Below are 14,101 nucleotides of genomic sequence, written 5' to 3' on the forward strand. Positions count from 1 at the left end.
GCTGCTCTATTGGTATCACTACTCGCACAACGGCCGCCGCATCGAGGTGGAGACAGACGACGACTCGATCGGCGGCCATTTCCTGCATTTGCTGCACGGCGTGGAGCCGCCCAAGGCGTGGGTCCAGGCGATGCATACGTCGTTGATCCTCTATGCCGAGCACGAATTCAACGCCTCGACCTTCGCGGGCCGCGTGATATCCGGTACCGGCTCGGACATCTATTCGGCGATTACAGGCGCGATCGGCGCATTACGTGGACCGAAGCACGGCGGCGCGAACGAAGCCGCCTTCGAGATTCAATCGCGCTACGCCTCGCCCGACGAAGCGGAGGCCGACATCCGCCGCCGCGTCGAGAACAAGGAAGTCGTGATCGGCTTCGGCCATCCGGTCTATACGATTTCCGACCCGCGCAACAAGGTCATCAAGGACGTGGTCTATACGATTTCCGACCCGCGCAACAAGGTCATCAAGGACGTGGCCAAGCAGTTGTCGAAGCAAGCCGGCAACACCAAGCTGTTCGATATCGCCGAGCGGCTCGAATCCGTTATGTGGGACGTCAAGAAGATGTTCCCCAACTTGGACTGGTTCAGTGCCGTCTCGTATCACATGATGGGCGTGCCCACGGCGATGTTCACGCCGCTGTTCGTGATCTCGCGCACGTCCGGCTGGAGCGCGCACATCATCGAGCAGCGGATCGACAACAAGATCATCCGCCCGAGCGCAAACTACACCGGGCCCGAAAATCTGAAGTTTGTGCCGCTAAATAGGAGAAAATAGCCACCGCCGCGCGCCGCCAAGCGCGCAAGCCGGCGGGTCCCCCGCCGCGCGGCTGGTGTTCTATTTGTCTCACCGTTATTCAAAAGGTCTTGATTCCATGAAGAAATTGCTGATCGCCACCGTCGTTGCCTCGCTTTCCGCCACGACGCTCTTCGTCGCGAACAATGCATTCGCACAAAACGGCAGCAGCACGGCCACCAAGAAGGCCAAGACGCCGGCACCGAAGCACCGCCTGATCAAGCGCAAGTCGGCAAAAACCGTCGCCAAGACCGATCCGGTACCGGAAGGTTCGGTGCAATGGTCCTGCCAGGACGGCCTCTCGTTCGATCTGAAGGGTGACATGCAGCGCGACCAGATCGTCACCGTTCACTGGGCGAACAAGAACTACAACCTGCCGCGCGAAGCGACGACCACGGGCGCAGACCGCTTCCACGACGCCGCCACGGGCCTGGACCTCGTTGTGATCCCGACCAAGGCGATGCTGTTCTCCGATCACGACGGCGCGCGTCTCGCCGACGAGTGCAAGACCGCCGCCATGACGCAAGGCGCGCCGGCCCCGACGCAGTCGAACGCACTGCAAAAGTCCGGCAGCTAAGCCTTCGGGCAAGGGAGCCTCGACCCATGTCCGCACCGATCTCCAATGTCCGGCCCGCGCCGGACGCAGTACTGGTCGATATCGTCGACTATGTCTTGGGCTATCGGATCGACAGTGCGCTTGCGCTCGACACGGCGCGCAACTGCCTGATCGACACGCTCGGATGCGGGTTCGAGGCGCTCTCGTACCCCGCCTGCACGAAACTGCTGGGTCCGATCGTGCCCGGCACCGTCGTGCCGAACGGCGCCAAGGTGCCCGGCACTCAGTTCCAGCTCGATCCTGTGCAGGCCGCCTTCAATATCGGCGCGATGATTCGTTGGCTGGACTTCAACGACACCTGGCTCGCCGCCGAATGGGGGCACCCCTCGGACAATCTCGGCGCGATTCTCGCCACGGCCGATTGGCTGTCGCGCACCGCCGTCGCCGCGGGTAAGAAGCCGCTGGTGATGAGAGACGTACTCGTCGCGATGGTGAAGGCGCACGAGATTCAGGGCGTCATTGCACTTCAGAATTCGTTCAACAAAGTCGGGCTCGATCACGTGCTGCTGGTCAAGCTCGCCTCGACGGCCGTCGCGGGGCAGATGCTCGGCTTATCGCGCGACGAACTCGTCAATGCCGTTTCGCTCGCCTTCGTGGACGGACACGCACTGCGCACGTACCGGCACGCGCCGAATACGGGCTCGCGCAAGTCCTGGGCGGCGGGCGACGCCACCTCGCGCGCCGTCCGGCTTGCGCTGATCGCCAAGACCGGAGAGATGGGTTATCCGTCGGCGCTGACGGCGAAGACGTGGGGCTTCTACGATGTCCTCTTCAAGGGCCAACCGTTCAAGTTCGACCGTCCGTACGGCTCGTATGTGATGGAAAACGTCCTGTTCAAGATTTCCTTCCCCGCGGAGTTTCACGCGCAAACGGCGGCCGAAGCGGCGATGACGCTGCACGGCCGGCTGCGCGCGGCCGGCAAGCGCGTGGAAGACATCGCGAAGATCACGATCCGCACGCACGAGGCGGCCATACGCATCATCGACAAGACGGGTCCGCTCGCCAATCCGGCCGATCGCGACCATTGCATCCAATACATGGTGGCCGTGCCGATGATTTTCGGGCGGTTGACGGCGGCCGATTACGAGGATGCCGTCGCGGCCGATCCGCGCATCGATGCGTTGCGCGCGAAGATCGTTTGCGTCGAGGATCCGCGGTTCACGGCCGATTACCACGACCCGAACAAGCGCTCGATCGCCAACGCGTTGACCGTCGAGTTCGCCGACGGCACGACGTTCGACGAAGTGGTGGTCGAATACCCGATCGGACACAAGCGGCGGCGGGCCGAAGGTATCCCGCTGCTTGTGGAGAAGTTCAAGACGAATCTCGCGCGCCGCTTTCCCGAGAAGCAGCGCCAGGCAATCCTCGAGGTCTCGCTGGACCAAGCCAAACTCGAGGCGATGCCCGTGAACGAGTACGTCGACTTGTATGTGATTTAGCATTTGGTGATTTGGCAATTCGCGATGCTCGAACGCGGGCATCCGAGAACGCTGGTTCAAGGTTCAAGAAAAACGTAGCAACGTCATTTCCTCGCTCTAAACCTAGGAAAAACCATGGCCCACAATCTGCACAACACGCTCAAGGAATTCGATAGCGGTAACGGCAAAGGCAAGTTCTACTCGCTGCCGGAACTCGGCAAGGCACTGAACGTCAAGATCGACCGGCTGCCGGTGTCGATCCGCATCGTTCTCGAATCGGTGCTGCGCAACTTCGACGGCAAGAAAATCTCGGAAGAGCACATCAAGCAGCTCGCCAATTGGAAGCCTACCGCTGCACGCGTCGACGAAATTCCGTTCGTGGTCGCGCGGGTCGTGCTGCAGGACTTCACGGGCGTGCCGCTCCTGGCCGATATCGCCGCCATGCGCGGGGTGGCCAAGCGCACGGGCAAGAACCCCAAGGCGATCGAGCCGCTCGTGCCGGTCGATCTCGTGGTGGACCACTCGGTGCAGATCGATTATTTCCGTCAGAAAGACGCGCTCGATCTGAACATGAAGCTCGAATTCCAGCGCAACAACGAGCGCTATCAGTTCATGAAGTGGGGCATGCAAGCGTTCGACACGTTCAAGGTCGTGCCGCCGGGCGTGGGCATCGTCCACCAAGTGAACCTCGAATACCTCGCTCGCGGCGTGCATAAGAAGGCCGAGAACGGCGACACGATTTACTACCCCGACACGCTCGTCGGCACCGACAGCCATACGACGATGATCAACGGCATCGGCGTCGTGGGCTGGGGCGTGGGCGGCATCGAAGCCGAAGCCGGCATGCTCGGCCAGCCCGTGTACTTCCTGACGCCGGACGTCGTCGGCGTCGAGTTGAAGGGCAAGCTGCGCGAAGGCGTCACGGCAACCGACCTCGTGCTGACGATTACCGAAATGCTGCGCAAGGAGAAAGTCGTCGGCAAGTTCGTCGAGTTCTTCGGCGAAGGCACGGCCTCGCTCGCGCTGCCCGACCGCGCGACCATCGGCAACATGGCGCCCGAGTACGGCGCGACAATGGGCTTCTTCCCCGTCGACGAAAAGACGATCGAATACTTCAAGGGCACGGGCCGCACGCAAGCCGAAATCGCCGCCTTTGAAAACTACTTCAAGGCTCAGCAACTGTTCGGCATTCCGAAGGCAGGTCAGATCGACTACACGAAGTCGCTCACGCTCGACCTCGCCACGGTCGCCCCGTCGCTGGCCGGTCCGAAGCGTCCGCAAGACCGTATTGAAATCGGGAACGTCAAATCGACGTTCGCGGAATTGTTCAGCAAGCCCGTCAACGAAAACGGCTTCGCCAAGAAGCCGGCCGATCTCGACGCCGAGTACGAGACGAGCAACGGCGTGAAGCTGAAGAACGGCGACGTGCTCATCGCCGCCATCACGTCGTGCACGAACACCTCGAACCCGAGCGTGCTGCTCGCTGCCGGTTTGCTGGCGAAGAAGGCCGTCGAGGCCGGTTTGACGGTGGCGCCGCACATCAAGACGTCGCTGGCTCCGGGATCGCGGATCGTCACCGAGTACCTCACGAAGACCGGCCTGCTGCCCTATCTGTCGCAGCTCGGCTTCGAGTTGGCCGCATACGGCTGCACGACCTGTATCGGCAACGCGGGCGATCTCACGCCCGAGTTGAACGAAGCCATCACGAAGAACGACGTGGTGGCCGCGGCCGTGTTGTCGGGCAACCGCAACTTCGAAGCGCGGATCCACCCGAACATTCGCGCGAACTTCCTCGCCTCGCCGCCGCTCGTCGTCGCGTACGCGATTGCCGGCACGATCACGCGCGATCTGATGACCGAGCCCGTCGGCAAGGGCAAGGACGGCCATGACATCTACCTCGGCGACATTTGGCCGTCGAGCGAGGAAGTCAATGCGCTGCTCAAGTTCGCGCTCGATGCCGACGCGTTCCGCACGAACTACGCGCACCTCACGAAGCCGGGCGACCTCTGGAGCAAGATCGAAGGCGAGGAAGGCCAGGTTTACGACTGGCCCAAGTCGACGTATATCGCCGAGCCGCCGTTCTTCGGCCAGGACTTCTCGATGACCCCGTCCGACGAGGTCGCGGAAATCAAGGGTGCGCGCGCACTCGGCATCTTCGGCGATTCGGTGACGACCGACCACATCAGCCCGGCCGGCTCGATCAAGGAAGATTCTCCCGCGGGCAAGTGGCTCAAGGCGAATGGCGTGCAAAAGGCCGACTTCAACAGCTACGGCTCGCGCCGCGGCAACCATGACGTGATGATGCGCGGCACGTTCGCCAACGTGCGGATCAAGAACCTCATGATTCCGGCGAAGGCCGACGGCACGCGCGTGGAAGGCGGCTTGACGATTCACCAGCCGAGCGGCGAGCAGCTCTCGATTTACGACGCCGCCATGAAGTACATCGACGAAGGTACGCCGACGATGATCTTCGCCGGTGAAGAGTACGGTACGGGCTCGTCGCGCGATTGGGCGGCCAAAGGTACGCAACTGCTGGGCGTGAAGGCGGTCGTGGCGCGCAGCTTCGAGCGGATCCACCGTTCGAACCTCGTGGGCATGGGCGTGCTCCCGCTGCAGTTCAAGGGTGCCGATAGCGTACAGTCGCTCGGTATCACGGGCGACGAAACGTTCGACCTCGAAGGGCTCGGCGACGACTTCAAGCCGCAGCAGGAAGTCACGCTCGTGATCCATCGCAAGGACGGCGCGACGCAACGCGTGCCGGTGCTGCTCCGCATTGATACGCCGATCGAAGTGGACTACTACAAGCACGGCGGGATTCTGCCGTTCGTGCTGCGTTCGCTGTTGGCGGCGTAAGCGGCTATTGCAGGTTTTGCAGGTGCCGCGCTTCGTTGGGAGGCGCGGTGCATTCGGAGCCCGGCTTAGGCCGGGCTTTTTTTATGGGGCGGCGTGGTACCTACCGTGCGCTTCGCTTCACCCAACGCTGCGACAGATCGATTTCCATCCGGCACGCCTAGGCGCGTGAGCAATCTCGGCGACGCTACGCCACCACCGCTCGCCGCGATGCGGTGCGGCCAGATCGAGACGCTCCCCCATGCGCGGCGTCGAAATCGCGATACCCCTCGCGGCGCTCAACGACGTGACACGCTCGAACGGCTCGTGCCAATGATGCATCGCCAAGTCGAACGTACCGTTGTGTACCGGCAGCAGCCATTCGCCGCGCAAATCGATATGTGCCTGGACCGTCTCGTCGGGTTGCATATGGACGTACGGCCAAAGCGCGTCATACGCGCCCGTTTCGAGCAATGTGACATCGAACGGGCCGAGCCGTTCGCCGATCGTTTTGAATCCGTCGAAATAACCCGTGTCGCCGCTGAAGAACACGCGCAAATCGTCGTCGACGATTACCCACGATGCCCATAGCGTGCTGTTGCGGTCGAACATACTGCGCCCCGAGAAATGCTGCGCGGGCGTAGCGGTGAACTCGAGGCCGTCGATTGCCGTCCCCTGCCACCAGTCGAACTGACGGATCTTCGCGGCGTCGATACCCCACTCGATAAGCCGGTCGCCGACACCGAGCGGGACGAGAAACACGCCCGTCGTCTCGGCCAGTGCGAGCACCGTCTCGCGGTCCAAATGATCGTAGTGATCGTGAGAAAGGAGGATGCCGTGCAACGGCGGCAGCGCGTCGAGCGCGATCGGCGGGGCATGGAAACGCTTCGGGCCGATGCGCCGAAACGGCGATGCGCGTTCGCCGAACACGGGATCGGTCAGCCAATATTGGCCGCGCAGCTTCAAGAGCATCGTGGAATGTCCCAGCCGATAGAGACTGCGATCGGGCGCGGCATCGAGATCTTCACGCGTCAGCGTATCGACGGGTAACGCACCCGCCGGGACGGTGCCGCGCGGCTTGTTGAACAACACGTTCCACGCGATGCGCAATGTTTTGCCGAGTCCTTCGACGGGATGCGGCCGGGCGTTGCGAAAGCGCTCGCCGTCATGCTGCGGCGAAGTGTGCGACAACACGCGGCCGCGTTGCGCGGCGGCGAAACCGAGCGTGCGGCGAGCGGAATCGATAATCGACGGCATCCGAAAGGCCCAAGATAAAAGTAGACTACGTAGTGTAGTTCAATCTCCGGGAAAGTAAACTGCCTGGTGTAGAATTTTGTGATGACTTCAAGTAATCCACCGCAACGTCTGACCGACCGGAAGCGCGCTGCGATCGTCGAAGCAGCGATCGAGGAATTCCGAGCGGCAGGCTTCGAAGCGACCAGCATGGATCGCGTGGCAGCGCGCGCCGGCGTGTCGAAGCGCACGGTCTACAACCATTTCGCGAGTAAGGAAGCCTTATTCGCGGCCATATTGCGCGAGCTATGGGATGAGAGCCGGGATGGCGAAGCGCCGGCCTATCGCGGCGACGAACCGTTGCGCCCGCAGTTGCTGGAATTGCTGATGCGCAAGCTGCGTTTATTTAACGAGGAAGCGTTCGTGTCGCTCGCGCGCGTTGCGATTGCAGCGGGGATTCATTCGCCGGAACGCGCGCGCGATATGGTGGCGCGCATTGGGGAGCGGGAAGAAGACCTGACGGTATGGATACGGGCGGCCTGCGCGGATGGCCGGCTCAAGGTCTCCGATCCGTTGTTCGCCTCGTTGCAGTTGCAGGGGTTGATGAAGGCGTTTGCGTTTTGGCCGCAGGTGACGATGGGGCAACCGCCTTTGAGTAAAAGCGAACAGAAGAAGGTGGCGGGGTCGGCGGCGGATATGTTTTTGGCGTTGTATGCGGAGGGGGAGCGTTAGGGTATTTGAATGCCTGTCGGGTGGCGCTCCCTCCGTTAAATATAAACCAACGGCGAAGCACTAAAGGTATTCTCGATTCTGCCGTAATTAGAAAGTTTGACGAAAAAGAATCGTGCGAGGACGTGTCGGCGAGCGGTTGATTCATTGAAACAGTGCGGCTTCATCGTCATGAATCCCGACATCCATCGCTGCTAATCTATTGCCTTTCCAAAAACGAATCGCGGAGAACTCAATGACTCCGAGTCCCGATGTCGTAACGGGCCGACAACTGGATCAATTCCTGGATCGACTTGAAAGCGATCTGGAAGAAGACGACGATCGGGACGAAGCCGACGATTTGCTTACGGAGCTGCGCGCGCAGCCGTTGCGCGCGCATTCGATCGATGCGATCGCCCGACTTCACGCACTGTGGATGCGCGCCGGCGATACCGCGGCGGCGCGCGCCGTGCTCGACGCGGACGGCGCAAGCGTGCTGGCAAGCGCCGCGCCCGACGCTCGCCCCGATATCCGCATGTCCCTAGCGCTGTTCCGGCTGCAAGTCGGCCTTTTCGTGCGGGAAGACGACGCCATCGGACATGCGCTTGCCGACATGCACAAGGTCGTTGCCGAAGAGCCCAGCCTTCAAGCGGACCGCTACCGCCGCTGGGGCGGTCTCGATAGCATCGAGCACCGTCATCCGGCACATGCGCTCACTGCCATCGAACTGCGTCATGCGCTATGCGCCGCGATCCCCGAACGCGCGGCATTACGGGCCGTGGACGAGGCCGACCGGCAGCGCCGCCGCGCATGGGCGTTCAAGCGTACAGGGTCGCACATCGAAGCGGTGGCTGCGGCGGGCCTTGCCCTCGCCGCGCTCGCAGATGCGCCGCCGGGTCAGACTATCGACGAACAAGATTGGCTGCATCTCGGCGGCTCGCTGATTGAGATCGTGCCGCATGGCTATCCGGTTATCGAGCGGGCGGTCGCCGCGCTGACGGCGCGTTGGCCGCTGCCGCGGCGGCGCGAACAGGAAATCCGCTTGGCCCGCCTCGCCGCGCGGGCAGCTTATGCACAGGACGGCGCGGCTGCGGCGCTGGCGGCCTGCGACCTAGCCCGCCACAGCCTGTCGCCGGACGGGACCGACGATTTCATCGACTACGAGTTGCCGTGGCTCATCGAAGCCGGACGACTCGACGACGCGGGCCGACGTGCGTTCTTTCACATGTACGAATGTGAAGAGGAGACATGGGCGCCGATGTCGCACATCATCCACCAGCGTCTTGCCGACGAACGCGACACGTCGGTATGGTGGTTGCTGTGCGTCATGCTGGCCTGCGATACGGGGCGTTTGCTCCCCCGGCTAATTGCCACGGGCCAAGCTGGCGGAACCAATCTGAGACTCCGCTCTCCCGTGCATGCCGAGGTTTTTGCGGCACTTGGCGAATCGCGAGGCGACGCGCTTCGCGAACCCGTCCACGCGGCGGCCCGCGCGGTCGCGGAACGGCGCGCACCCGGACATCCGTGGGTTGCCTATCTGAGCGCGCTGCACGACGGTCGCACCGGGCTCATCGATCCCGCGACGCAAGCCGACCGCCTGCTCGCGGCAATCGCGCAGGGCGGTTTGAGCGACGACCGATCGCACTACGCGCTGTTCCTCGCACGCCGGCAATCAAGCGGTCTCGCCGCCGCAATCGGAATTGCGCTACCTGAACTTGCGAGCGGCAGGGATTGCTACAGATATGCGGCTGGGCTCGATGAAGACGGCAAGGAGTTCTTGAAAAGCGTGCCGGCGCCGTCGCGCGCCGACGTGCGGGCCGATTTGCAGAGGCTCAAGATCGCCGTCTACGAGCAAGGTCTCGCGCATATGGAGCGCTTTCTCGAAACGGGAGCGGGCCATCCTTACGATGGCAGTGCGTATCTTTACTCGTTGCTTTGCAACAACCTCGGCATTCTCTACGTAGGCAGCGACCGCATTCCCGAGGCGATCGAACTGCATCGACGCGGCATCGAGGCGAGTCCGTTCGCCGACCACTACGCGAGCTTGATGAACGCGTTGCGGGCGAGCGGCGATCACGCGGCAGCGGTCGACGCGGCCGAGCAGCTTTGGCATTTTTCGATGGAACACGGTTTCGGCGATTACTCACCGAACTGGTACATACGGGATGTCGTCAGGTCGCTTTCGAAGCTCGAGCGCGAAGATGAGATCCTGATCTGGCTCGAACGGCTCGTGACATGGCAGCGGCAGAAGGAGCGGGTCGACGAAGCGAAACTGCCGCGCGAGGCGCTGGGCGCACGCGTGGTCGTCGCCCTTGAGCTTGCCGCCAGGCGGCCTAGCGAAGCGACATCGCTTTGGGACAGCCTGCGCGCTCAAGTCGAGGCGAGCAACGACCCTTGGATCGTCTGGAATGCGGCTTCGACGTTATATGACTTGCGGCGCTACCGCGAGGCCCGCGCCTGGTACGAGCGGGTGTTGAGCATCAATGCCGCGCGGCCTGAGGACGAGCGCCTGAACACTCAAAATATCGAAACGCTCCTTGCGTCGTACCCTGATGAAAGCATCGAACAGATGCAGGGCGAACCCGTGCGCAAACGTCGATGGAGGTTCTGGCGTTGAATACCCCAACCGCAAGGCTCGGCTACGCGCCGCGTAACGCCCTCAATGCCGACGAACTGAAAGCGGGAATCGCCGCACGCAGCCGCTCACGCGGAGACGCCGACGATATCCGCGCGTGGCTGCTCAACCATTTCTATCGTCACCTCGTTGCCAATTTCGTGCCGGCGCGCACGATCGAATCACTTGAAGATGCATGCCGCGTGCTCGCTCCCGCACCGGTGCCCGCGTGGGTCATCACGCGTTTCGGCGATGCGGCCGGCACAGGCGACCGTCAACAGCCTGCCGTGCTCGCACCCGTCGTCTGGGTCGATCCGGCTGAACCGGCGCTACTCGCGCTCGAGAAGCGCGTCGTCGAATTTCTCGAATCGCGTGTGGGCACCTCGCTTGCCGGCAAGCTCGATCGGATCAATTGCCCGCAAGCGCTGGCGCTCTGGGAACAAGAGCATGCGCGGATGGCGGCCCGCGTCGAGCGTGGCTGGCGTAAAAGCAGCCCGGAGGCGGTCCGCTTGCTGCTCGACCTGCCGGGTGGCCAGTTCGTCGAATTCCGTCACGATAGCCCGCTGCTGCGCGCTGAGATGGCCTACGAAAGTTACGCGATGCGCCATTGTCTGGGGCAGTTCGAGGATCGGCGGACACTGGAGGGCGGCTATGGTGAACGGTACGCGCAAGCGATCGAAGCGCAGCGCGTGCGGCTGATCAGCTTTCGCGATGCGAGCGGGCAACCGCACGTCACGATCAGCGTGATCGTGCACGAGACGAGCGCGCTCGAAATCGAGCAGGTGAAAGGCAAGCAGAACCGTCCACCCGTCGCGCGTTATGTGAATGAAGTCGTTGCTTGCCTCAACGCGCTTGGCACGAACGAGACCATGCCGGCGGACTGCATCGCGATCGGCATCGTGCGCACGCCGGCGGGCTGGACGCACATCGACGACGTTCAAGACAAGGCCGCGCAGGCGCGCCTTGTCGCGCGCCACCCCATCCTCTTCTCTCACCTTCAGGCGCCAACGCCCGCGGTCGAGTGGTTGGTGGCCGCCCGTCAGCCGCAGTTGTTGCACGCGCGGACGCCGAACTCCGCGGCGGTTCGCTACGCGCTACGCAGGCTCGACGGCGCGAGCCGAGGAGAAAGCGCGTCGTTCGTGACCGAAGGCATCGAATGGCCTGGATTCGAGGCATCCGACGACGATCGGCGCGACGCGCCCCGGCCCATTGCATGAGGATACCCACACGATGTCTCAGCCATGGTGGTTCAACCTTTCCGTGGTCGTATTTGCCGGCTGGTGGATGTATCGCTTTGCCCAGCAACTGCGCCCGGAACCGTTGCCCGCGCGCCGGCGCTGGGCGCTCGCATTGGCGCAGCCGTTTGCCGCCGCCACGCGATTCGGCACCTTCTATCTGAAGGCGGACTTCGTGCTGACCGATGCGATGCGGGCCCGGTTCCGGCCGCAACTGCTGCATCAGATGGGCCTTCGCACGGACGCGAGCGGCGACGATGCGCGCGCCCATCTTGCCGGTACGCTCGAGGCGCATTGGTTCCGCGCCGATCTGCACGAGCTGTTGCCGACCGACGACCCGCGCGCGGCGCTCGCGTTTGCGTGCGCGCGCACGGCCTTTCTCGTTCGCATGACGATGTTGATGGGGTGGGTGGAGCCGCAGCTCGCGTGGCGCGTGCTCTTACTCAACGCACAGCGCGCGCAGGATTGCTTTGCAAGCTGGGAAGATTTCGGGCGGGCGTTTATCGAAGGGCGTCGCCAATGGGTTGCGGCGTTTCGTGCCGATCCGTTCGGCACAGCGTTCGACGAACAGGCGCTGGCGGAGTGGCTTGCCTCGCGAAACCGCGGCTGGCGCAGCCTGCCGTGGCCGGGGCCCGCGGCGTTTAGTCCGGTTGCCGCTGGAAGTCGGACGCGGGAGCGCGTTCGCTAGCGATTGCGGCGGTGCGGACGCTGAGGCTGGCCAAACCAGGCTGTGTCCATTGTTCTTCAAAGTCGTCGGCGAAGCCGTCAAGCTTCGGGGCGCGGGGTCTTCCCCCGCTTGCTTCGCAAAACGCGACAACGATTCCGCTCCAGCATCGGATCGAACGCCCGCAGTCCGCAACAATGCCCTCACCTACTCGATACGGACGCCTCGCTCGTAGCGCGGCGCCCATCGAGGACACAAACAATCGGATACGCCGCCTCCCATACGCGCGTCAACGCTGCGCGCTGCGACGCCGTTGCTTGGGCGCAGGCGAGTACCCTTCCCTGGAGTCTGATTTCCATGAGCTCGTCGATCACGTCAACCCTCAGACTGCCCGCCGGTACGTTCTCGCGCTTGCAGGACGCAGGCCAGCAAGGGTCTAAAGGCAGCACGGAAACCGATCTGCTAACGGAGCTCCAAACGCTGCTCGGCGAACTGATGCACAAGCAGATGCATCAGTTCGACACCGGCGGAGTAGGCACGACGTCAACCGGCACCGGCTCGGCCTCCGGTACGAACGGTGCGGGCGCCGCCGGTACCAGCACGATGGGGTACACGCGACAATTGGGCACACCCGACTCCAGCACCAATACGGGCAGCGACTCATACCCCGAACTCGACGGCTACGCCTCACAGGCGGATGGCGCCGATCTCGGCAAATGGTCGGACCTTGCCGCGAACGACCAAGGAATCTCCCTCGAGCGACCGCTCGCGGCGATGCAGATTCTTTCGGGGCAACCGAATGCGAACGGCCAACCGCCCACCCAAGCGCAAAAGCAGGCGGCAATGCAGTTCGTCAACGACAACCCCTCGCTCAAGAGCGCAATGAGCAACGCGGGCGCGCTCAATTCCGACGGCAGCGTCGATACGAAGAAGCTCAAAGGCCTGCTTCAATCAGTCGAAAAGAACCTGACGCAGGCCGACAACAACGTCAAGGACTACATGAAGAAGCACCCGGGCGCGGATCCGGGCTCGCTCAGCACCGTGCGATCCGCCGCGCTGCTACAGGCCTACAACCCGATAGCAGGCGAATCGGCCGGCCATGTTTCGAACGGCAAGAACAACGGCTACAGCGGCGGCAAGAACGGCGGCGGACTTACCACGAAGCAGCAAGTCGCCGATTTGGAAAAGAACCAGGGCTTCAGCTCGGCGTTGAAGAGCGCGGCGCAAGCGTGGTCGACGAACGGCGCATTCGACGCCCTGGACCGTGCGGGCGACGACAAGGCCACGACGAAAGCCGACGGCAAATTCGACTACAACAATCTCACGGACTTCATTTCGAAAGAAGCGCCGACGAACGAAGCGAGCAACCAGAGCTTCCTCGAAGATGCGAGCCTGCAGAACATTACGGCGAACACCGACACCAGCAAGCTAAACCAGGACATCTTTGCCAATCCGCAGAACTACACGCCTGAGCAAAAGGCGGCGGTGATGGTGACGTTGATGAAGACGCTCGTGAACGTTCAGGCGGGCGGTTCGGACGGTCTGCGCGACGTAAAGGACACCGTGGCCGCCCTGCAAAAGGACATTCAAACGCTCGCGAGCGATCCGGCAACCCAGGCATATCTGCAGCAAACGGTGCCTCCCGCCATGCAAAACCTTGGCGGCGCCTTCGCGGCGGCAGGCGGCTTGCCCGGTGCCGGCGACGGTCGCAGCGAGACCGATAGCGATGGCGCGACCGGGGCGGCAGGCAGCCAATCTCAAACGTCCGCCAAGGATATCGTCGATCAGGTTCACCATGGTCTCAAGGATGCCAAGACCGTGACGCAAACGCTTAGCGATCTCGCCAAGGGCAAAGGTTTCATGGGCATTGGCGGCGACAGCGCGGCCGCGGAAGCCGCGGGCGCGGCGGAAGGCGCCGTGGGCGGAGCCGACGGCGCGGCCGAAGGTGCGGCAGCGGGTGCGGAAGGCGCCGTCGCCGGCGCAGAGGG

The 14,101-nt window shown here is 63.1% G+C and carries 10 protein-coding genes; 9 read left to right on the plus strand and 1 reads right to left on the minus strand.

What is annotated here, in order from left to right; genetic code table 11:
- The 4 genes from DXT59_RS02785 to acnA form a co-directional block, all read left to right on the plus strand.
- The coding region (locus DXT59_RS02785) for a citrate/2-methylcitrate synthase (RefSeq protein WP_275895758.1) at positions 1 to 778 on the plus strand (778 nt) is incomplete at its 5' end.
- 97 nt (positions 779 to 875) lie between these two features.
- Entirely contained in the window at positions 876 to 1,373 is a 498-nt protein-coding gene (locus DXT59_RS02790; protein ID WP_116135419.1) for a hypothetical protein, read from the plus strand.
- 26 nt (positions 1,374 to 1,399) lie between these two features.
- Positions 1,400 to 2,851, plus strand: coding sequence for a bifunctional 2-methylcitrate dehydratase/aconitate hydratase (locus DXT59_RS02795; protein WP_116135420.1), 1,452 nt, complete (start codon positions 1,400 to 1,402; stop codon positions 2,849 to 2,851).
- Between the two features lie 114 nt (positions 2,852 to 2,965).
- Positions 2,966 to 5,683, plus strand: coding sequence for an aconitate hydratase AcnA (gene acnA / locus DXT59_RS02800; protein ID WP_116135421.1), 2,718 nt, complete (start codon positions 2,966 to 2,968; stop codon positions 5,681 to 5,683).
- 117 nt (positions 5,684 to 5,800) lie between these two features.
- Here the strand turns inward: acnA and DXT59_RS02805 are convergent, their stop codons facing one another.
- The gene (locus tag DXT59_RS02805; RefSeq protein WP_116135422.1) at positions 5,801 to 6,916 is read right to left on the minus strand and encodes an MBL fold metallo-hydrolase; all 1,116 of its coding nucleotides are present in this window, start codon (positions 6,914 to 6,916) and stop codon (positions 5,801 to 5,803) included.
- Positions 6,917 to 6,997: 81 nt separating this feature from the next.
- On the opposite strand from DXT59_RS02805, the gene DXT59_RS02810 reads away from it, so the two are divergent.
- From DXT59_RS02810 to DXT59_RS02830, 5 genes are all read left to right on the plus strand, one after another.
- Complete coding sequence (locus DXT59_RS02810; protein ID WP_116135425.1) at positions 6,998 to 7,624, plus strand: TetR/AcrR family transcriptional regulator; 627 nt, start codon at positions 6,998 to 7,000, stop codon at positions 7,622 to 7,624.
- Between the two features lie 232 nt (positions 7,625 to 7,856).
- Positions 7,857 to 10,217 carry a tetratricopeptide repeat protein gene (locus DXT59_RS02815; protein WP_116135423.1) on the plus strand — a complete coding sequence of 787 codons (2,361 nt, stop codon included), beginning with the start codon at positions 7,857 to 7,859 and terminating at the stop codon, positions 10,215 to 10,217.
- A complete protein-coding gene (locus DXT59_RS02820; protein WP_205417361.1) occupies positions 10,214 to 11,431 on the plus strand; it encodes a hypothetical protein in 1,218 nt (405 codons plus the stop codon). The genes DXT59_RS02815 and DXT59_RS02820 overlap by 4 nt, the downstream gene beginning before the upstream one ends.
- Before the next feature lie 13 nt (positions 11,432 to 11,444).
- Positions 11,445 to 12,137 carry a DUF1266 domain-containing protein gene (locus tag DXT59_RS02825; protein WP_240324375.1) on the plus strand — a complete coding sequence of 231 codons (693 nt, stop codon included), beginning with the start codon at positions 11,445 to 11,447 and terminating at the stop codon, positions 12,135 to 12,137.
- 333 nt (positions 12,138 to 12,470) lie between these two features.
- Positions 12,471 to 14,101, plus strand: a 1,631-nt coding sequence (locus tag DXT59_RS02830; RefSeq protein ID WP_240324376.1) for a type III effector HrpK domain-containing protein, incomplete at its 3' end; no start/stop codon positions are given.

It is taken from the genome of Trinickia diaoshuihuensis (assembly GCF_003390925.1).
Taxonomy (GTDB): domain Bacteria; phylum Pseudomonadota; class Gammaproteobacteria; order Burkholderiales; family Burkholderiaceae; genus Trinickia; species Trinickia diaoshuihuensis.

Bases quoted from the DNA above. Each gene is read 5' to 3' on its own strand.
- DXT59_RS02790 (WP_116135419.1), top strand. From the start codon at position 876: ATGAAGAAATTGCTGATCGCCACCGTCGTTGCCTCGCTTTCCGCCACG.
- DXT59_RS02795 (WP_116135420.1), top strand. From the start codon at position 1,400: ATGTCCGCACCGATCTCCAATGTCCGGCCCGCGCCGGACGCAGTACTG.
- acnA (WP_116135421.1), top strand. From the start codon at position 2,966: ATGGCCCACAATCTGCACAACACGCTCAAGGAATTCGATAGCGGTAAC.
- DXT59_RS02805 (WP_116135422.1), bottom strand. From the start codon at position 6,916: ATGCCGTCGATTATCGATTCCGCTCGCCGCACGCTCGGTTTCGCCGCC.
- DXT59_RS02810 (WP_116135425.1), top strand. From the start codon at position 6,998: ATGACTTCAAGTAATCCACCGCAACGTCTGACCGACCGGAAGCGCGCT.
- DXT59_RS02815 (WP_116135423.1), top strand. From the start codon at position 7,857: ATGACTCCGAGTCCCGATGTCGTAACGGGCCGACAACTGGATCAATTC.
- DXT59_RS02825 (WP_240324375.1), top strand. From the start codon at position 11,445: ATGTCTCAGCCATGGTGGTTCAACCTTTCCGTGGTCGTATTTGCCGGC.